The following is an 18,850-nucleotide window of genomic DNA, read 5'->3' as shown; positions in this document are numbered from 1 at the left end:
AGGCGTGCAAGCACCCCTGAGTCCGGCCTATGTGCTGCACAGCCGTCCCTATCGTGACAGCAGCGCTTTGGTTGATCTGCTCAGCCTGCACCATGGCGTGCAACGGGTAGTTTGGCGCGGCGCGCGGGGGCAGCGCAAAGGTCTGACCCCCCAGGCCTTTATGCCACTGCTGGTGGGTTTGGTCGGGCGTGGCGAGTTGAAGACGCTGGCCCAGGCCGAAACGGCCGGACCCTACCGGTTGTTGCAGGGGCAGGCGCTGTTCAGCGGCATGTATCTAAACGAGTTATTGATACGCCTGATGCCGCCGGGTGATCCGCAGGCGCTGATTTTCGCCGCTTATCAACACGCGCTGGAACAATTGGCTGGTCCGGCTCTGGTAGAGCCGGTCTTGCGTCAGTTCGAGTGGCAGCTGCTGGAGGTTATGGGCTATGGTTTCAGTCTGACAGAAGATGCCCGCGGCGATCCGGTATTGCCGGATCAACAGTACGTATGGCATGCGGATAACGGTCTGTTACCGGTAAAGCAACTGACGTCTTCCGTTTCTGGCTTGCCAGGCGCGGGTCTGCTGGCGATGGCGCAAACCGACTGGACCGCGCCGCATGCGCTACGCACCGCCAAATTATTAATGCGTCAGGCTCTGGCAGCGCATCTGGGCGACCGTCCGCTGGTCAGCCGACAACTTTTTTCAACCCCGGGCACGGATTCCAAAGGAGACAGACTTTGACTCACCCGCAACGCGTGCTTTTAGGTGTGAATATCGATCATATCGCGACTCTGCGTCAGGCGCGGGGTACGCGTTATCCGGACCCGGTCCAGGCTGCTATCGAGGCTGAGCAAGCGGGCGCAGACGGCATTACCCTGCACTTGCGTGAAGATCGCCGGCATATCCAGGAGCGCGATGTACGCCTGATGGCCGAAGTGCTGCAGACCCGAATGAATCTGGAGATGGCCGTCACTGACCAGATGCTGGATTTTGCCGAGGAAATACGCCCGGCGAATATCTGTTTGGTACCCGAACGCCGGGAAGAGCTGACTACCGAGGGTGGATTGGACGTGGCCGGTAACGGCGCCCGCGTGCAGGAGGCAGTCGAACGTATGGCGGCGATCGGCAGCGAGGTGTCGCTATTTATTGATCCGGATCCGCGGCAGATCGAAGCAGCCAAACGCGCCGGTGCGCCGGTAATCGAGTTGCATACGGGTCATTACGCCGACACTCATGGGGCCGAGCAGGCTGAGGCGTTGGCGCGATTGCGCGAGGGCTGCATTTACGCACGCAAACTGGGCCTGGTGGTGAATGCCGGGCATGGCCTGCATTATCACAACGTCGAGCCCATTGCGGCGATCAGCGGCATGAACGAATTGAATATTGGCCACGCGATTATTGCCCGCGCGCTGTTCTCGGGTTTGGCTCAAGCGGTAAAAGACATGCGCGCACTGATCCTCGGCGCCTCGGTCGGCCGATGATTCGTGGCATTGGTACCGACATGGTGTTGGTCAGTCGTATCGAGGCGGTGTTAGGTCGCCAGGGCGAGCGCTTCGCCCGGCGCATCCTGACCGAGAGTGAATGGCAGCGCTTTGCTGCCCACAAGCAGCCAGCGCGTTACCTGGCCAAGCGTTATGCCGCCAAGGAAGCCATACTCAAGGCGCTGGGTACTGGATTGGCTCAAGGTATGTCGTGGCAGCATATCCAGATTGATAATGACAGTCTGGGAGCGCCGCTGGTGCGTCTCAGTGGCGTGGCCGCCAGTTATCTCGAACAGCGCGGTGGTGGCCGCATGCTGCTCAGCCTGAGTGACGAGCGTGAGCAGGCGTTGGCGTTTGCCATCTGGTCGCTAGCCTGACGGCGAAGGTTCGGCAGCGTAATAGGCCACGCGCACCTGCTCGATGGCCTCAATCAACTGGCTGATAGCCATCTGGCTTTTGTCACCCCGCTTCAACAGCGTCTCCGCTTGCAAACAACATTCCCGCAGCTGCGGTACTCCGCAGTAGCGAGTGGCGCCGTGCAGGCGATGCACCACGTCCAGCAGCGCCTCGTCGTCGCCCTGACTCATATGTTTTTCAATCAGTACGCGGTCGCCCGGCAACCCTTTGATCAGCATGGCCAGTATGTCCTGCGCCAGATCGGCCTTGCCGGCAGCCAGCTGTAGGCCTTCCTTGTAATCCAGTATCGGCAGCATCTTCGGGCCAACGGCCCGAGCGGGTATGGGTGCAGCCGACGGCGCAGCAGTATTGGGCATGCTCAGGTTGATGCCGGTCCAGCGAAAGATGCAGTGACTCAGCTGTTCCGGGCTGATGGGTTTGGTCAGGTAATCGTTCATGCCGCATTGAATCAACCGCCGCCGTTCCTCGGCCAGTGCGTGGGCGGTCAGGGCGATAATCGGGCGTGGCTCGCAATCGGCCAGCTCTTCTCTCAGGCGTAACTCAGTGGTGGTCGCGCGGCCGTCCATGCCCGGCATCTGCACGTCCATAAAGATCAACTGGATGGTTTCCCGATCAGCGATCTGCAATGCCTGCTCGCCACTGGTAGCGGTTAATACACGGGCTCCCATTTCGCTCAGGAAGGTCTCGACCAATCTGAGATTGGCTTCGTTGTCGTCAACGCAGAGCACGGTGATCTGCGGCTTGTCCGCGCGCCCCGGTATGACCGCAGGCATCACCGGCTCCGGGCGGAATAATTGATTGACCGCACGGTAGAGCTTGCGCGTACACAATGGTCGCGAGAGTACCTGGCAGTCAGTCGGGGGCAGTTGATCAAGCGAAGGGTAATGTTCGGTGGTATCGGTCAACAGAATGATCTTGCAACTATCGTCATTCATCCAGCGATTCAGCGCCTCGAACATCAGATCCGCTCGGGTGCCGGGCGAGCGCATGCTGGCCAGCACCAACTGGATAGGCTCATCGGGGTCTGGCTTTCTGAGCGCCATTTCCAGCGCCGGCAAGTTGTCGTATACGGTCACGTCCAGGCCCAGATCTTCCAGATTGTGCAGCAACGCCTGCCTGCTCAGGGTCAATGGCTCCATCACTGCAGCGCGTATGCCTTGCAGCGGCGTGGCAGGCAGGTCGTCCCCGGCCTGGCTGGATTTTTCCAGGCGCGCGGTGAGCCAGAATTCGGACCCTTCGCCCGGGCGGCTATCCAGGCCGATCTCGCCGTGCATCTGCTCGACCAGGCGCTTGGCAATGACCAGGCCAAGGCCGGTACCCCCGGCCTGCCGCGACATCGAGTTGTCCGCCTGGGTGAAGGCCTGAAACAGTGACTTCTGTTGCGTCGAGGTCAGGCCGATGCCGGTGTCAGTCACACTGATGCGCAGCAGCACATGGGTGTCGTCCTCCTGTTCGAGCATGGTGCGAATGCTCACCGAGCCTTCCTGGGTAAACTTGATCGCGTTGCTCACCAGGTTGGCGAGTATCTGTTTCAGCCGCAAGCCGTCGCCGCTCAGACCGATGGGCGTATCACGGTAGATGATGCTGACTAGTTCAAGGTTCTTCTGATGAGCGGCCGGGGCGAGCATGGTCAGGGTGTCTTGAATCAGGTCGCGCAGGTTGAACGGCTGATTTTCCAGAATCAGTTTGCCGGCCTCGATCTTGGAGAAGTCCAGGATCTCGTTGATGATCGCCAACAGGTTGTCTGCCGACTTCTCGATGGTGCCGAGGTATTCCTGCTGGCGATTGGTCAGTTCAGTGCGTTGCAACAGATTGCTGAAGCCGATGATGCCGTTCAGTGGGGTGCGCAGCTCGTGACTCATGTTGGCGAGGAATTCGGACTTGATCCGGCTGGCTTCCTGGGCGGTTTTACGCGCCATGTCCAGCTCGATGTTCTGGATCTCGATGGTCTCCAGGGTCTGGCGCAGATCTTCGGTGGCCTGATCGACGTTCTGCTGCAGCTCGCCTTGGGCGCTCTGCAGCGTCTGAGCCATGGTGTTGATACCCTGAGCCAGGTCGTCCAGCTCACGACTACCCTGCTGGTTAAGCCGCACATCCAGCTGGCCTTTGCTGATCTGGGCGATAGCGCGGTTGGACAGGCTGATGGGGTCGGTGATGCGTCTGCTCATCTGGCTGATGGTAAAGGTGGTCAGCAGCAAGCCGGCCAGTACCATGACCAGCGTGGTCAGCAGCATCTGGTAGCGGCGCAGCTGCGTGTTGGCATGGCTCAGCTCGACCTCCAGCCAGCCGAGTAGCGCGTCCGCTTCTATCTGGCTCTGCAACCCCTCCAGCAATTCCGGACTAGCCAACAGGGGCAGCAGAAATCGGCTGCTACCCACCGTTTCGCCCACTTGCAGGCCGCTGCCGGCGCCGATCGTATCGACCCCCAGCGTGCGCTGCGTTGGCATCATGGTCGGGCCGCTGTGTTCGAGCAGATTACGCTCGCTGTCGTACAGCGTGACAGCACGCACGTCAATGCGGTCTAGCGCGTTGGCCAGAGTGTCCCTGAACGCTTCTGGCTCGCCCTCGAGCAGCGCTTGTGCGGCGGGAATCTGCAGATGCTCTACGGTCTGGAATCCGCGCTCCAGCAATTGCTGCTGCAAGTCCTGAGAAGCATGCCAGATGAAATAGCTGCCCAGCGCCATGGCCAGAAGCCCGGTGGGTGCCAGCGTCATCAGCAGAATGCGCGCCTTCAGACCAATCTCGCTCATTGTATGTATCCCTTACTCTGTTGCCGGTATCATAGGCTGACTTAAGCAAAAGCACAGCATTCAACGCCCTACCGATTCGGGCCCAGGCCCCTTGAGTGAATGATGAATAACGACTTTCCGCGTGACCATGTATCCAGCACCGATTTCCCCACAATTGCCGATTTTGTTGGCAACACCCCTCTGGTTCGTCTGCAGCGCATGCCCGGCGAGACCAGCAATATTGTGCTGGCCAAACTGGAAGGTAATAACCCCGCAGGCTCGGTCAAGGATCGGCCGGCGCTGTCGATGATCGAGCGGGCAGAGCAGCGCGGCGAGATTAAGCCGGGTGATACGCTGATTGAGGCGACCTCGGGAAATACCGGCATCGCCTTGGCCATGGTGGCTGCGATCAAGGGTTACCGCATGGTGTTGATCATGCCGGACAATATGAGCTCCGAGCGCAAGGCGTCCATGAGCGCCTATGGCGCCACACTGATCCCGGTCAGCCGCGAAGAAGGTATGGAAGGCGCGCGCGACCTGGCGATGAGGATGCAGAGCGAAGGCAAGGGCAAGGTACTCGATCAATTCGGCAACTTTGATAATGCTGAAGCGCATTACCGGACCACAGGTCCCGAGCTCTGGCGCGATACTGGTGGGCGAATAACGCACTTCATCAGCTCAATGGGTACCACCGGAACCATCATGGGGACCTCGCGCTATCTCAAGGAACAGAATCCGCAGATTCAGATTATCGGCCTGCAACCGATAGAAGGTGCGTCCATCCCGGGTATCAGGCGCTGGCCACAAGCCTATCTGCCCGGCATTTTTCAGCCGGAACGGGTCGATCGGATCATCGATATGGGCCAGGAGGAGGCGGAAGTGACCATGCGCCGTCTGGCGACGGAGGAAGGGATCTTCTGTGGCGTCTCGTCTGGAGGTTCGATAGCGGCTGCGTTGCGCCTGTCTGCAGAGGTCGAGAACGCGATCATTGTCGCGGTCATCTGTGACCGGGGTGACCGTTACCTGTCCACGGGTGTGTACAACTCACCATTATGAGAGGCCATCGTGGACGTGCACGTCAGGCCCCGGACGCACCGGCGGCCATCGGCCAGCGCATAGAGCTGGATCTCGAGCGGCTGGCCCATGACGGTCGTGGTATCGGCCGCTGGCAGGGCAGAATTGTTTTTGTCGATGGCGGCCTGCCCGGCGAACGGGTTCAGGCGCGGGTGCTCAAGGCCCGCAGCAAGCTTATAGAAACCCGTCTGGACAAACTGCTGGTAGCCAGCCCAGAGCGCCAGACGCCCCGTTGTGCGCACATCGATCTATGCGGCGGTTGCAGTCTTCAGCACATGCCGGAAGCCACCCAGCTCCAGGTCAAACAGCAGGCTCTGGCCCAGCAATTGCAGCATTTTGCCGGCCTGGAACCGGAACGCTGGATGCCGGCATTAGTCGGCCCTACCTATGGCTATCGGCAGCGCACGCGGCTGGCAATGCGCTGGGATAAGCGCCTTGGTCTATTGGAAGTGGGCTACCGTCAGCGCAGCAGCAGTGACCTGGTTGAAGTGCAGGAATGCCCTGTACTGGTGCCGGCGCTGGAGGCATTGGTGCAGGATCTCGTGCCGCTGCTGAAATCGCTGGATGGCCGCGCCGGGCTTGGCCATGTCGAACTGATAGGTGATGAAGCACCGGTGTTGTTGGTGCGGCATATGCAGGAGCTGTCAGAGGCGGATTTGCAAGCGTTGAAGGTGTTGGCCGACCAGCATGGGGCGAGCTGCTGGTTGCAGCCAGGTGAGCCGAGCACGCTGCATGGGCCAATTGGATCTGCCCCTGGACTGAATCAGGACCTGCCGGCCTATCACTTGCCGGACCAGGGGCTGCGATTCGAGTTCATGCCGGGTGACTTTATTCAGGTCAACGCGAGGATCAACCAGATGATGGTCAACCAGGCATTGGAATGGTTGGCGATACAGCCCGGCGAGCAGGTGCTTGATCTGTTCTGTGGCGTCGGCAATTTTGCCCTGCCGCTGGCGTATGCAGGAGCCCAGGTAACAGCGGTGGAGGGCAGCGTCGAGATGGTCCAGCGAGCGCAAAAAAATGCGCAGAATAATCAGCTGGAATCGCTGCACTTTTCATCAGCGGACCTGTCCAAACTCCAGGATGCAAATTGGCTAACCCAACCCTGCGACGCCGCGTTGCTGGACCCGCCCCGTGATGGCGCAGAGCAATTGGTGCAGCAGCTGGCGGACAAGGCTGTAGGTCGAATTTTGTACGTTTCATGCAACCCGGCCACGCTGGCGCGGGATGCAGGGCTGCTTGCCGCCCGAGGCTATCGCCTGGTGCAGGCAGGTATTATGGATATGTTCCCGCAGACGGCGCACGTCGAAGCCATGGCGTTGTTCGTTGCCGGGAACAAGGTCAAACCGGTATAGCGGTTTTGCTACAGCGGCATCGTCAGAGCCGGTTTCAGTAAAGGAAGATTGTCGTGTTCAGTATATTGCAGCACAGTCGGGCCCGGTTCTAATGGTCCAGGTCAGAGCACTGCATCCGACCAATCGCGATGGCAGCGTCAACATTGACGCCTGGATTGCGCGCATGCAGCAGCGCGTGCCGCTGACGGCTCCCGCCGTCCTTAAGGAAGCTTGTGAGTGGGCGCTGGAACTTGAACGCGCCGCCATTGCGGCCGAGAACATCTGGGCCGACGGCGCGAGCAGCTATCTTACCGGCTTGGAAATGGCCGAAATCCTCGCTGAATTGAAGCTCGATCAGGATTCTCTGGTCGCGGCAGTGGTCTATCGTGCGGTGCGTGAACGCAAAACCGATCTCGCCGAGGTAGAGCGCCGCTTTGGTGCCACGGTGGCAGGTCTGGTTGACGGTGTGCAACGCATGGCGGCCATCAGCGTGTCGCAGAATCCGGGTAAGACGATGGCCTTCTGCGCCCAGACGCAAGTGGAAAACCTGCGCAAGATGCTGGTGACCATGGTCGATGATGTGCGTGTGGCGCTGATCAAGCTTGCCGAGCGTACTTGTGCTATTCGGGCGGTCAAGGATGCACCTGAGGAGAAACGCTACCGCGTTGCCCGCGAGGTATTCGACATCTATGCACCGCTGGCTCACCGTCTGGGTATCGGGCATATCAAGTGGGAGCTAGAGGATCTGTCCTTTCGCTACCTGGAGCCAACTCAGTACAAGCAGATTGCCAAGCTGCTGGATGAGCGGCGCCTCGACCGTCAGGAATATATCGACGACGTCATGAACCAGTTGCGCCAGGAACTGGAAGAGACCGGGATCCATGCAGAGATCAGCGGCCGGGCCAAACATATCTATTCGATCTGGCGCAAGATGCACCGCAAGGGCATCGACTTCAGTCAGGTATACGACGTCCGTGCGGTGCGGGTTCTGGTGCCACAGGTACGCGACTGCTATACCGCGTTGGGCATAGTGCATGGCCTGTGGCGGCACATCCCCAACGAATTCGACGATTACATCGCCAACCCCAAGGAAAATGGCTATCGCTCGCTGCACACCGCGGTGGTCGGGCCGAGCGGCAAGGTACTGGAAGTGCAGATTCGTACCCAGGCCATGCATGAGGAAGCCGAGCTGGGCGTGTGCGCGCATTGGCGCTACAAGGGCACCGATGCCAGCAGCCATTCCTCCAATGCCTATGAAGACAAGATTGCCTGGTTGCGGCAGGTGCTGGAATGGCACGAGGAAATGGGTGATATCGGCGGTTTGGCCGATCAGCTTCGGGTGGATTTCGAGCCGGATCGGATTTACCTGTTCACACCTGATGGCCATGTACTGGACGTGCCCAAGGGCGCCACGCCACTGGACTTTGCCTATCGCATTCATACCGAGATCGGTCACAGTTGCCGAGGGGCCAAGGTCAACGGCCGCATAGTCCCGCTCAACTATATTCTGCAAACCGGTGAGCAGGTCGAGATCATCACCGGCAAGCACAGCAGCCCCAGCCGCGATTGGTTGAATGCCAACCTGGGTTACGTCAATACCTCGCGCGCCCGGGCCAAGGTGCAGCACTGGTTCAAACAGCAGGCGCGCGAGCAGAACGTGCAGGCTGGCAAGTTGATGCTGGATCGTGAGTTGACCCGCCTGGCGCTCAATGGTGCGGATTATGCGCATCTGATCGACAAGCTGGGCATCCGCAGTCAGGAGGACCTGTTTGCGGCTGTCGGTTCCGGCGATGTGCGGCTGATGCATGTAGTCAACGTCGCCCAGCAACTGGTCGAACCTGACAGCCATAGCGAACAGCTGGAACTGATTCCGCGCCGGGCCACCAAACCGGCGCGCCGTGGCGATGTGTTTATCCAGGGCGTCGGCAACCTGTTGACGCAACTGGCCGGCTGCTGCCAGCCGGTACCAGGCGATCCAATTATCGGCTATATCACTCTGGGCCGCGGCGTGACCGTGCATCGCGCCGATTGTGCAACGGCAATGCAGTTGCAGGATCGTGATTCCGACCGCCTGATCGAGGTGAGCTGGGGTGGAGAGCCAATCCAGACCTATCCAGTGGAAATCTTTATCAAGGCCTATGATCGATCGGGGCTGTTGCGTGATGTATCGCAGATGCTCGCCAACGACAAGATCAACGTACTGGAAGTCAGTACCCGTACCAACAAGGATGACAATTACGCGGCCATGTTGCTGACCGTGGAGGTGCCGAATATCAATATGCTCGGCCGCCTGCTGGCGCGCATCAATCAGTTGCCGAATGTGATTGAGGCCCGTCGCAACCGTAAGGAAGCCAGCGCGTGAGTTATCAGTTGGATGATCTGCTGTACCTGATGCAACGCCTGCGCGACCCCGAGCATGGCTGTCCCTGGGATCTGGAGCAGTCATTCGACAGTATAGTGCCGCATACGCTGGAGGAGGCCTACGAGGTCGCCGATGCCATTGCCGAACGGGATTTTCCGCAGCTCGCTGGCGAGCTCGGAGATCTGCTGTTTCAGGTGGTCTATTACGCCCAGCTGGGCCAGGAAGCCGGGCACTTCGTCTGGGCCGATGTGGTTGATGGCATTACTCGCAAACTGGTCCGCAGGCATCCGCATGTATTTCCCGATGGGAAGCTGCGTACGCCTGCCGGCAGCATCAAGATAGAGCCAGAGCAGGTCAAGCAGCGTTGGGAAGCGATCAAGGCGGAGGAGCGGGCAGAGAAGGCCGAGCGCCCGCATCAGCTGTCTTTGCTCGATGACGTGCCGCGTGCGTTGCCCGCCCTGAGTCGCGCGCAAAAACTGCAGAAGCGGGCTTCTCAAGCCGGTTTCGACTGGAACGAAGCGGCTCCGGTGATCGACAAAATCGCCGAAGAGCTGGACGAAGTTAGGGAGGCTGTGGCCTCAGGCGACGCCAATGCGGTAGCCGAGGAAATGGGCGATCTGATGTTCGCCATGGTAAACCTGGCCCGCCACCTGCAGGTGGACGCCGAAACCGCATTGCGTCAGGGCAACGAAAAATTCGAACGGCGCTTTCGTTTTATCGAGCAGAGACTTGCAGATGACGGGGAATCCGTCCAGGAAGCCGGGCTGGAGCGTCTCGACCAGCTCTGGGAGCGAGCCAAGACCCAGGGTTTATAGCAAGCCCATTGCCCTCAGTGTTGCGGTTCTTTTTGCTGCTCAATCAACTGCTGCAAATGCATGCGGCTCAGTTCCAGGTACCGTGGGGTAGGGCCAGCATCGCCATACAGCGGGTCCCCTAGCTCATCAACGGCAATGACTTCTTCACCAGCCTGATAGGGCAGGCTGGCCTCATACTCCTCAAGCGCAGCGCTGAGCAGATCGGTAATCAGGTCCTCGACACACATCTTGGGATACATTTCATGCAACGCGGCAAGTCGCGCTGCGTCTTCCAGCGGTAGTTTGACCTGATAGCTATTGTGCGTAATCCGCCCTTTGGCGCTGTGTTCCCACTCCTGGGTCAACTCACGAATCTTCATACTGCCCCCTTTACCTATAGTCGTATCGCCTGTAGCCCTATCTGAATTCTAGTTCTGATTCGGGCTACTTGTACTGGTTCGACCGATAAACCTTGAGGTCGGTTCCTAGTGTAGAGCCAGGGGTTGTCAGATACGCGCATGCACCGCATTCTGTTGGGCCTGCGATGTTAGTTATGCTGGCCAGCTTATAGATGAAGGAGAGCACCATGACCGAGATCGATGCGCGCTTGCGAGAGGATGTACACGAACTGGGCGAACTCTTGGGTGAAACCATTCGTGTCCATCTTGGCGATGAGTTTTTACAGCGGGTTGAACGTATCCGTCTGGGCGCCAAGCAGGGCCGCAAAACCGATCAGGCTGCTCACGATACCCTGCTGGCGGCGTTACATGACCTGCCTGATGACCAACTGCTGCCGGTATGCAGAGCTTTCAACCAGTTTCTCAACCTAGCCAACATTGCCGAGCAATACCATCGCATACGCCGGCGCCGCGCCGATGAGCCGCTGTCCTTCGAGGAGCGCTGCATCAGCGAATTACTGCAGCGCCTCAAGGACGCTGGCCACGATGCTGACAGCATCGTTCGCCACGTCGGCGAGCTGGATATCGAGTTGGTGCTTACCGCACATCCGACCGAAGTAACCAGGCGCACGCTGATCCAGAAATACGATGCCATCGCCATGGCGTTGGCCCGCCGCGATCACGATGACCTCAGCCAGTTGGAACGTGATGAGGTGCGCGCTGATCTTGCACGACTGATCAGCGAAGCCTGGTACACCGACGAAATCCGCCGGACTCGGCCGACGCCCGTCGACGAGGCCAAGTGGGGCTTTGCGGTCATTGAGCACTCTCTCTGGCAGGCACTGCCGCGGTTTCTGCGTCGGCTGGACGATGATCTCTATAACGCTACCGGCCAACGTCTGGATAGCCGCGCGGTGCCGGTGAGTATCGCCTCGTGGATGGGCGGCGATCGGGATGGCAATCCGAATGTCACTCACACCGTTACCCGTGAAGTGCTGTTGCTGGGCCGCTGGATGGCCGCTGATCTATATCTGCGCGATATTGAAGGTCTGGCCAATCAACTGTCCATGCAAAGTGCCAGTGATGCCATTATCGAGCTGACCGGTCCGGTGGATGAACCCTACAGAGCCTTGCTGAAACAGCTGCGCGAGCGCCTGCAGGCGACCCGTGAATGGGCAGCAGCGGCGGTTAAGCAGGACACCCAGCCTTCCGCCGCGGTGCTGCAGCATATCGATGAGCTGCGCCAACCACTGGAGCTGTGCCGCGACTCCCTGCTTGAGCAGGGCATGACGCTGACGGCCAACGGTCCGTTGCTGGATACCCTGCGACGCGTCAATGCTTTCGGCCTGGGCCTGGTCCGTCTGGATATTCGTCAGGATGCGCAGCGGCATTGCGACGCCCTGAGTGAACTGACCAAGCATCTGAAATTGGGTGACTACGCACAGTGGGATGAGCGCGAGCGCTGCGATTTTCTGCTGACCGAATTGCATAATCCCAGACCGCTGTTGCCGCCGAACTGGCAACCCAGCAGCGAGGTTGCGGAAGTGCTGGATACTTGCCGGGTGGTGGCGACGCAGCCGCGGGAAATGCTCGGCTCTTACGTGATTTCCATGGCCTCGAGCCCGTCGGACGTGCTGGCAGTCAAGCTGCTGCTCAAGGAAGTGGGCGTGGCCTGGCCGATGCGCGTGGCACCCCTGTTCGAGACCCTGGATGATCTGAACAATGCTGCGCCTGCGATCGATGCCCTGCTGGCGCTGGAGGCCTATCGCAGTCTGGTCGGAGATGAGCAGGAAGTGATGATCGGCTACTCCGACTCGGCCAAGGACGCCGGTACGCTGGCGGCTGGCTGGGCGCAGTATCGCGCGCAGGAGGCCCTGGTGGCGGTGTGCCGCGAGCGCGGTGTGCGTCTGCGGTTGTTCCACGGCCGCGGCGGCACGGTTGGTCGCGGCGGCGCACCGGCGCATATGGCGATACTCTCACAGCCACCGGGTTCGGTTCAGGGCCAGTTCCGGGTCACGGAGCAGGGCGAGATGATCCGCTTCAAATATGGTCTGCCGGACATCGCCGTGCAAAGTCTGCAGCTCTACGTCAGTGCCGTGTTGGAGGCCACACTGCTGCCCCCACCGGCGCCGGAGCCGGCGTGGCGCGACCTGATGGAAAGCCTCGCGGCACGCTCGGTTGAGGTGTACCGCGGCGTAGTGCGCGACGAGCCGCAGTTTGTTGAGTATTTTCGCCAGGCCACTCCAGAGCAGGAGCTGGCCCGCCTGCCGCTCGGCAGCAGGCCTGCAAAGCGACGTAGCCAGGGCGGTATTGAGACCCTGCGAGCGATTCCATGGATTTTTGCCTGGACGCAAACGCGGTTGATGTTGCCGGCATGGCTCGGCGCTGGCCAAGCCCTGCGTGAATCGATGGACGCCGGCGAGCAGGATCAATTGCGTGCAATGATGCGCGATTGGCCGTTCTTTCTCGCGCGCGTGGAAATGCTTGAGATGGTCTTGGCTAAAGCCGACGGCGGAATTGCCCGGTTCTATGAAGAGCGCCTGGCAGATCCGACGCTGTGGCCGCTGGGTGAGCAATTGCGCAATTCGCTCGAGCAAGCGATGGATGTGATCCTGGCACTGCGCCAGACGGATCGATTGCTGGCGCATAACCCGGCACTCGGGGAGTCAGTGGCGATCCGTAACCCCTATACTGACCCGCTGCACCTGCTTCAGGCGGAGTTGTTGGGCAGAACCCGAGCGCAAGGGGAGAGCATAGACCCCGACCTTGAGCGGGCATTACTGGTCACCGTGGCTGGAATTGCCGCAGGGATGCGTAATACGGGTTAATAATCCTGATAAGGAACATGGCTAGTCAGCATGGCCTATGCTGTTCAGGCCGCGCCAGCCGGGCTTCTACTTTGGTCCGGCTTGTGTGTGCCTGCTTGTAAGTGTATGTTGAACGCCCTTTTCGCATACCCCAAGAATGCGACAGTTTTTTGCGCCGACGTGACAGTTGGCACTGCCAGCCTGCGAGCCTATTCGTCAGGCGGCCCGGTTTCGGTATTATTTTAGGAGTCTATCTATGCGAGTTATCCTGTTGGGCGCGCCTGGCGCAGGCAAGGGCACACAGTCCCAATTCATCTGCAAGCACTACGGTATTCCGCAGATTTCCACTGGCGACATGCTGCGTGCAGCGGTCAAGGCGGGCACTGAAATGGGTCAGCAGGTCAAGCAGGTGATGGATACCGGTAGCCTGGTGTCCGATGACCTGATCATCGGCCTGATCAAAGAGCGCATCGCGCAGGATGACTGCAAGAACGGTTTCCTTTTTGACGGCTTCCCGCGCACCATTCCTCAAGCCGAAGCGCTGAAGGAATCGGGCGTCAAGATTGACCACGTGTTGGAAATTGCCGTGGACGATGAAGAGATCGTCGAGCGTTTGTCCGGTCGCCGTGTACACCCGGGCTCCGGGCGGATTTATCACATCAGCCACCAGCCGCCCAAGGTTGAAGGCAAGGACGACCAGACTGGCGAAGATCTGGTGCAGCGCGATGATGATGTTGAAGCCACTGTACGTAACCGCCTGAAGATCTATCACCAGCAGACCAAGCCGCTGGTGGCCTTCTATCAGCAGTTGTCCGACGAACATGGCACGCCCAAGTGCAGCAAGGTCGAAGGTGTGGGTACTGTTGATCAGATCACCAGCAAGGTAATGCAGGCGCTGAGCTGAGCGCTCATCACCCGGTGGGGTGAGTCAGCAGCTGTAACGACAAAGACCCGTGTTGACGATTAGTCGCACGGGTCTTTTGCATTGGCTACAATGCAGCCCCTTTTCTCGAGTACGGCCACGAGCAGACCATGACTACGCTACTTGCCCTGGATACCGCGACCGAAGCCTGTTCAGCTGCGCTGCTGCATGAAGGCCAGGTGATTCATCGCTTCGAGGTGATACCACGGTTGCACGCCGTGCGCTTGCTACCCATGCTCGAAGAGTTGCTGACCGAAGCAGACCTGAGGTTGAAGCAGGTCGATGCGCTGGTCTTCGGCCGTGGCCCCGGCGCCTTTACCGGCGTACGTATTGCTACGGGGATGGTGCAGGGGTTGGCATTTGCCACCGGCAAGCCAGTGATCCCGGTGTCCAACCTGGCCGCGCTGGCGCAGCGCGCCTGGCGTGAGCACCAGGCCAAGACAGTCTGTGCGGCGATTGATGCGCGTATGGACGAGGTGTATTGGGGTTGTTACCGCCTGGAGCAGGGCGTGATGCAGTTGCACGGCGAGGAGTGCGTCTGCGCGCCTGAAGCCGTGATGACTCCAGCAGGCTTTGGCTCAGCCCAGGGTGCCGGTACCGGTTGGCAGTATGCGGATCGCCTCGCCGTCAAGGTTGATGCGGCCTGGACCGAGATGCTACCCGATGCTCGCGATCTGCTGAGCCTGGCCTTGCCGCGGTGGCTGGCGGGCGAGGTGCTGGATGCGGCTGATGCCCAGCCAGTGTACCTGCGCGACAAGGTCGCCACGCCCAAGCAACAGGCTTAGTTCATTCAGTTCGTCGGCTGGGTTTTGCCTTTTAACTGACGTCAGGCTAATCTGCAGGCCTGATTCCCTGGAGTGCGTCGATGCGTCTGGATGGCTATATTCCATTCACTGCGCTGCCTGAGCGCAGTACTCGCCCTGTTGTCCCTGCGGCCAACAGTGAGCCTGTGCGCGCGGGACAGACGGCTTCAGCCGCACCAGTAGAGCCGGTTCGTTCGCTGGTGCCGCGTGCCGTCAGTGCCGCCAGTGCCAACGCCGAATACATTCCCGCCCGCCGGGAGAGTCAGGAGCCGGTCTATGGTCGGTCCAATCAGGCGTTGTCCAGCTACCAATTTACCGCCAATATTCCCGTCAACGACGAATCCGAAGGTATTTTCGGTATCGACCTGTTTGCTTGATCCTCTTCTTTTTGCTGAGCTTTTCTTTGCTGACCATAGCTAATGTCTGAACCTTTATCCGCTAACGCCATCGGCGTGACCTGGCTGCAAGATGCTTATGCTCCGGCGGCCGAATCCCTGGCCAGGCAACTGGGTTTGCCCTGCGATCAGGCGGATTCAACGACCTGTTCGCTGTGGTTGCAAGTAGGCGAGCAGGGTTTGAGTCTCCAGGCCAGCGGACCTGATGCTCCAGGAGCGGTCAGGGTCGATTTTGTCGAAGGTGCAATGGCGCATCGGCGTCAGTTCGGCGGAGGCGCCGGGCAGATGGTGGCCAAAGCGGTGGGCTTGCGCGGTGCGATTCGGCCGAGCGTGCTGGATGCCACCGCAGGATTGGGGCGTGACGCCTTTGTGCTAGCGGCGCTGGGTTGTCAGGTGACGCTGATCGAGCGTCAGCCGGTGATTGCTGCGCTGTTGGACGACGGGCTGCAACGTGCCCGCGCGGCCGGTGGTGAGGTGGCCGAGATCGCCGCGCGCATGCAGCTGATTCACGCGGATGCCATTGAGGCGATGGGCGCCTGGCAAGGGCAGATACCTCAGGTTGTTCACCTGGATCCGATGTTCCCACACCGGGAAAAGTCGGCGCTGGTAAAAAAGGAAATGCGTCTGTTTCGGCCTTTGGCGGGGGATGACCTGGATGCACCAGCGTTGCTGGCTGCAGCATTGCAATTGGCCAGCCATCGCGTTGCAGTCAAACGCCCACGCAAGGCGCCCGCCATTGAGGGAGCTTTACCGAGCGCCCAGCTCAATGGCCAGTCCAGCCGTTATGACATCTACGGTAAAAAGAAGCTCGAAGCCTGAACTTATGCCGGCTCCACAGGTGCGATGGGGGCGGTATTGGACGACCTTGCGACCTGCCGGATGGAAAGCCTGATCTCTGCGCTCAATACCCGTTTCGCTGTGTTCTCGGCAATGTCCTCGAGCCCCGGCAGGTATTGCAGGCGGCCTTCGCTATCGGTCCTGATCACCTGCATATCATTAAGCCGCTGGATAAACTGACGAAACAGCGTCTTGTCGAAGAATTCGGGCGCGTTTAGCCCGTGCAGAATTGACAGGCGCTGGGCCATGACCGTGCAGAGTGCTTCCAGCTCCTCGGCGGTGAGGCTGCCGTTGGGATTGTTCAGTAGCAGTGCTGCGGCCATGTAGAAGCGTTCCAGCATTTGCAGAATACTGCGGGCCAGCAGGCTGAGCAGTACGAACTCGCTGGAGCTGGGGTCCGGGCGCTTGATCTGGCCCGCCTCTTCGCGCAACAGTCCTTCGGCGATCAGGCCGTCTATCCAGGTAGTGATGACTCCGGGCAGTTCGGCGTCCTGCCATTGCAGAAAGAGTTCGCCTTGCAAATAGGGGTAGATGGCGCTGACCAGCTTGTCGATCTGTTCGCGACTCATGCGTGGATTGTTCAGAAACAGGCAGGCAATCAACGCCGGCAGTGCTACCAGGTGCAAGACGTTGTTGCGATAGTAGGTCATCAGCACCGCCTGTGGCTCATCCAGAAACAGGATCTCGCCCAAGGCGTCGGATTGGCGACCCATAAACTGCATCCCTTCGACGTATTCAATCATCGCCTGACCGGCCATGTCCGGCAGGGTCATGCTCGGGCTGTAGGGGACCCGGCTCAGCAACGACTTGTAGGTATTCAGCACCCGCTTCAAGGCCGGCTCGTCCAGCGCCAATCGGCTGGTGGACAGCATAGCCAGTGCGACCATATTTACCGGATTGGCATCGGCGGCGGCATTGATGGCGTTGGCCAGACTGCGCGCCAGTTGCTTGGTGGTTTCCGAGAGCCATTCCGGGCGGTAGTCAGGGCCATAGTCGCGCTGCCGCCAGCCGGGCTGCTGCTGTTCAAGAAATCCGTTCAGGGACACCGGTTCACCAAAGTTGACCGCGACCTTGCCAAAACGCAATTTCAAAGCGGACAGCACACGGAAAATATCAAAGAAGGATTCCTTCTTTTTCTCCTGGCCGCGTAGCTCGCCCAGATAGGTGCGGCCTTCCAATACCCGTTCGTAACCGACATAGACTGGAACGAAAACGATAGGCCGGCGTGAGGAACGCAGATAACTGCGCAGGGTAATCGCCAGCATGCCGGTCTTGGGGTTCAGCGTCCGGCCAGTGCGCGAGCGTCCGCCTTCGATAAAGTATTCAACCGGAAAGCCGCGGCTGAACAGGGTATGCAGGTATTCATTGAACACGGCTGTATAGAGCTCGTTGCCTTTGAAGGTGCGGCGCATGAAAAAAGCCCCGCCACGGCGCAATATTCCGCCGATCACCGGCATGTTCAAGTTGATACCGGCGGCGATATGCGGCGGCGTCAGGCTGTTTTGAAAAAGGATGTAGGACAGCAGTAAATAATCGATGTGGCTGCGGTGGCAGGGTACGTAAATGATTTCGTTACCCCGGGCAATGCGTTGCACCCGTTCGATATGATTGATGCGGATGCCGTCGTAGAGCTTGTTCCAGAACCACGACAGCACCACTTCCATAAAGCGAATGATGCTGTAGGTGAAATCCGAGGCGATCTCATTGGCGTAGCGCGCCGCGTCCTTGCGCGCCTTGGCCGGATCAATGCCTTTCTCCTGTGCCTCTTTTTCGATGGCTGCGCGCACCATCGGCGACTGCAACAGCCCTTTCAGCAAGGTGCGGCGGTGGGACAGGTCGGGGCCGACCACAGCGCCGCGCTGCTGGCGAAAGTACACCCGCAGGAGCCGTCCAGTGCGGCGTAGATGGCGCTCGTGACCCAATTGCTCAGCGACCAGATCTTTGAGCGACAGGGCGTCACCGAAGCGCACACGGATCTTGCGGCCGTGCAACAGTATCGCCACCAGCTTGCGCATCCGCCCGCCGACCGCCCAGTTATAGGCAAACAGCAGCTTGATTGGCGAGGACTCCACATCGGGGGACTGGCCCCAGAACACGCTGACGGGAACTAGCTGTACTTCTTCGCATTGGCGTTGCTCCACTGCGCTGATCGCGCGCAGCAAACGCGGGGACTGCCCACGCGGATCGGGGCGCCCGACCCAGGCCTGCTCTTTGCTGAGGAAGGCGTAAGACTCCTGCTCCTCCAGTCCGCCAACGGGGGCTCTTACCGGGCGCGGCAGGCCGGCTTTGCGGCATTCGCGGTCCAGAACGATCAGATCGGACAAGGATCGGTAGGGCAGCACGTAGATGATCGGTGTGTCTCTATCCAGATGCAGGTCAAAGGCAGCGTTGCCGATACTCTCTGAGCGTGCCCAGAGGTAGAGCAGGCGGTGCAGGAAACCGAAACGTAAGCGGCCGAAAAACGAAGAATAGACTGCGGGCATGGGGCTCTCTGGACGATGTGCTGATGCGTGG

At 59.8% G+C, this 18,850-nt stretch carries 15 protein-coding genes; 12 read left to right on the top strand and 3 right to left on the bottom strand.

What is annotated here, in order from left to right:
- The first annotated feature begins 4 nt into the window (after positions 1 to 4).
- From recO to acpS, 3 genes are read left to right on the top strand one after another with little or no spacing between them, the layout of a single operon-like run.
- Entirely contained in the window at positions 5 to 724 is a 720-nt protein-coding gene (recO, locus tag DT594_RS14830) for a DNA repair protein RecO (protein WP_149333405.1), read from the top strand.
- Entirely contained in the window at positions 721 to 1,464 is a 744-nt protein-coding gene (gene pdxJ, locus DT594_RS14825) for a pyridoxine 5'-phosphate synthase (protein WP_149333404.1), read from the top strand. The genes recO and pdxJ overlap by 4 nt, the downstream gene beginning before the upstream one ends.
- Positions 1,461 to 1,841 carry a holo-ACP synthase gene (acpS, locus tag DT594_RS14820; protein WP_149333403.1) on the top strand — a complete coding sequence of 127 codons (381 nt, stop codon included), beginning with the start codon at positions 1,461 to 1,463 and terminating at the stop codon, positions 1,839 to 1,841. The genes pdxJ and acpS overlap by 4 nt, the downstream gene beginning before the upstream one ends.
- On the opposite strand, the gene DT594_RS14815 is transcribed toward acpS, so the two are convergent.
- On the bottom strand, positions 1,833 to 4,631 hold the full coding sequence (locus DT594_RS14815; RefSeq protein WP_149333402.1) for a response regulator: 2,799 nt from the start codon (positions 4,629 to 4,631) through the stop codon (positions 1,833 to 1,835). The two genes, acpS and DT594_RS14815, sit on opposite strands and share 9 nt — an antisense overlap.
- A 102-nt stretch (positions 4,632 to 4,733) precedes the next feature.
- Here DT594_RS14815 and cysM point away from each other — a divergent pair, with 102 nt between their 5' ends.
- From cysM to mazG, 4 genes are all read left to right on the top strand, one after another.
- A complete protein-coding gene (gene cysM / locus DT594_RS14810; protein ID WP_178091534.1) occupies positions 4,734 to 5,666 on the top strand; it encodes a cysteine synthase CysM in 933 nt (310 codons plus the stop codon).
- Entirely contained in the window at positions 5,663 to 7,039 is a 1,377-nt protein-coding gene (gene rlmD, locus DT594_RS14805) for a 23S rRNA (uracil(1939)-C(5))-methyltransferase RlmD (protein WP_149333400.1), read from the top strand. The genes cysM and rlmD overlap by 4 nt, the downstream gene beginning before the upstream one ends.
- A 91-nt stretch (positions 7,040 to 7,130) precedes the next feature.
- On the top strand, positions 7,131 to 9,380 hold the full coding sequence (gene relA / locus DT594_RS14800; RefSeq protein WP_149333399.1) for a GTP diphosphokinase: 2,250 nt from the start codon (positions 7,131 to 7,133) through the stop codon (positions 9,378 to 9,380).
- Positions 9,377 to 10,195: a nucleoside triphosphate pyrophosphohydrolase gene (mazG, locus tag DT594_RS14795; protein WP_281290914.1), complete on the top strand. Its 819-nt coding sequence runs from the start codon at positions 9,377 to 9,379 to the stop codon at positions 10,193 to 10,195. The genes relA and mazG overlap by 4 nt, the downstream gene beginning before the upstream one ends.
- Positions 10,196 to 10,209: 14 nt before the next feature.
- On the opposite strand, the gene DT594_RS14790 is transcribed toward mazG, so the two are convergent.
- On the bottom strand, positions 10,210 to 10,554 hold the full coding sequence (locus DT594_RS14790; RefSeq protein WP_149333398.1) for a pilin assembly protein: 345 nt from the start codon (positions 10,552 to 10,554) through the stop codon (positions 10,210 to 10,212).
- A gap of 206 nt (positions 10,555 to 10,760) precedes the next feature.
- Between DT594_RS14790 and ppc the strand changes: the two genes are divergently transcribed.
- The 5 genes from ppc (at position 10,761) to DT594_RS14765 (ending at position 16,318) form a co-directional block, all read left to right on the top strand.
- Complete coding sequence (gene ppc / locus DT594_RS14785) at positions 10,761 to 13,400, top strand: phosphoenolpyruvate carboxylase (protein ID WP_149333397.1); 2,640 nt, start codon at positions 10,761 to 10,763, stop codon at positions 13,398 to 13,400.
- A gap of 235 nt (positions 13,401 to 13,635) precedes the next feature.
- Positions 13,636 to 14,283, top strand: coding sequence for an adenylate kinase (gene adk / locus DT594_RS14780; RefSeq protein WP_149333396.1), 648 nt, complete (start codon positions 13,636 to 13,638; stop codon positions 14,281 to 14,283).
- 128 nt (positions 14,284 to 14,411) lie between these two features.
- The gene (gene tsaB, locus DT594_RS14775; RefSeq protein ID WP_149333395.1) at positions 14,412 to 15,086 is read left to right on the top strand and encodes a tRNA (adenosine(37)-N6)-threonylcarbamoyltransferase complex dimerization subunit type 1 TsaB; all 675 of its coding nucleotides are present in this window, start codon (positions 14,412 to 14,414) and stop codon (positions 15,084 to 15,086) included.
- A gap of 80 nt (positions 15,087 to 15,166) precedes the next feature.
- Positions 15,167 to 15,481 (top strand): hypothetical protein, encoded by a 315-nt coding sequence (locus tag DT594_RS14770; protein WP_096347835.1) that lies wholly within the window; start codon positions 15,167 to 15,169, stop codon positions 15,479 to 15,481.
- A 42-nt stretch (positions 15,482 to 15,523) separates the two neighbouring features.
- Positions 15,524 to 16,318 (top strand): class I SAM-dependent methyltransferase, encoded by a 795-nt coding sequence (locus tag DT594_RS14765; RefSeq protein WP_149333394.1) that lies wholly within the window; start codon positions 15,524 to 15,526, stop codon positions 16,316 to 16,318.
- A gap of 2 nt (positions 16,319 to 16,320) precedes the next feature.
- Here the strand turns inward: DT594_RS14765 and plsB are convergent, their stop codons facing one another.
- Complete coding sequence (gene plsB, locus DT594_RS14760; protein ID WP_149333393.1) at positions 16,321 to 18,819, bottom strand: glycerol-3-phosphate 1-O-acyltransferase PlsB; 2,499 nt, start codon at positions 18,817 to 18,819, stop codon at positions 16,321 to 16,323.
- Positions 18,820 to 18,850: the final 31 nt, after the last annotated feature.

The sequence above is a fragment of the Halopseudomonas laoshanensis genome, assembly GCF_008365385.1.
In the GTDB taxonomy this organism is placed as follows: Bacteria; Pseudomonadota; Gammaproteobacteria; order Pseudomonadales; family Pseudomonadaceae; genus Halopseudomonas; species Halopseudomonas laoshanensis.
Note: the sequence above shows the minus strand (reverse complement) of the source record. Positions and strands in the feature narration are given on the sequence as shown.

What these genes read in the sequence shown, in the direction of transcription:
- acpS (WP_149333403.1), top strand. Translation starts at nt 1,461, where the DNA reads ATGATTCGTGGCATTGGTACCGACATGGTGTTGGTCAGTCGTATCGAG.
- DT594_RS14815 (WP_149333402.1), bottom strand. Translation starts at nt 4,631, where the DNA reads ATGAGCGAGATTGGTCTGAAGGCGCGCATTCTGCTGATGACGCTGGCA.
- cysM (WP_178091534.1), top strand. Translation starts at nt 4,734, where the DNA reads ATGAATAACGACTTTCCGCGTGACCATGTATCCAGCACCGATTTCCCC.
- rlmD (WP_149333400.1), top strand. Translation starts at nt 5,663, where the DNA reads ATGAGAGGCCATCGTGGACGTGCACGTCAGGCCCCGGACGCACCGGCG.
- relA (WP_149333399.1), top strand. Translation starts at nt 7,131, where the DNA reads ATGGTCCAGGTCAGAGCACTGCATCCGACCAATCGCGATGGCAGCGTC.
- DT594_RS14790 (WP_149333398.1), bottom strand. Translation starts at nt 10,554, where the DNA reads ATGAAGATTCGTGAGTTGACCCAGGAGTGGGAACACAGCGCCAAAGGG.
- ppc (WP_149333397.1), top strand. Translation starts at nt 10,761, where the DNA reads ATGACCGAGATCGATGCGCGCTTGCGAGAGGATGTACACGAACTGGGC.
- adk (WP_149333396.1), top strand. Translation starts at nt 13,636, where the DNA reads ATGCGAGTTATCCTGTTGGGCGCGCCTGGCGCAGGCAAGGGCACACAG.
- tsaB (WP_149333395.1), top strand. Translation starts at nt 14,412, where the DNA reads ATGACTACGCTACTTGCCCTGGATACCGCGACCGAAGCCTGTTCAGCT.
- DT594_RS14770 (WP_096347835.1), top strand. Translation starts at nt 15,167, where the DNA reads ATGCGTCTGGATGGCTATATTCCATTCACTGCGCTGCCTGAGCGCAGT.
- DT594_RS14765 (WP_149333394.1), top strand. Translation starts at nt 15,524, where the DNA reads ATGTCTGAACCTTTATCCGCTAACGCCATCGGCGTGACCTGGCTGCAA.
- plsB (WP_149333393.1), bottom strand. Translation starts at nt 18,819, where the DNA reads ATGCCCGCAGTCTATTCTTCGTTTTTCGGCCGCTTACGTTTCGGTTTC.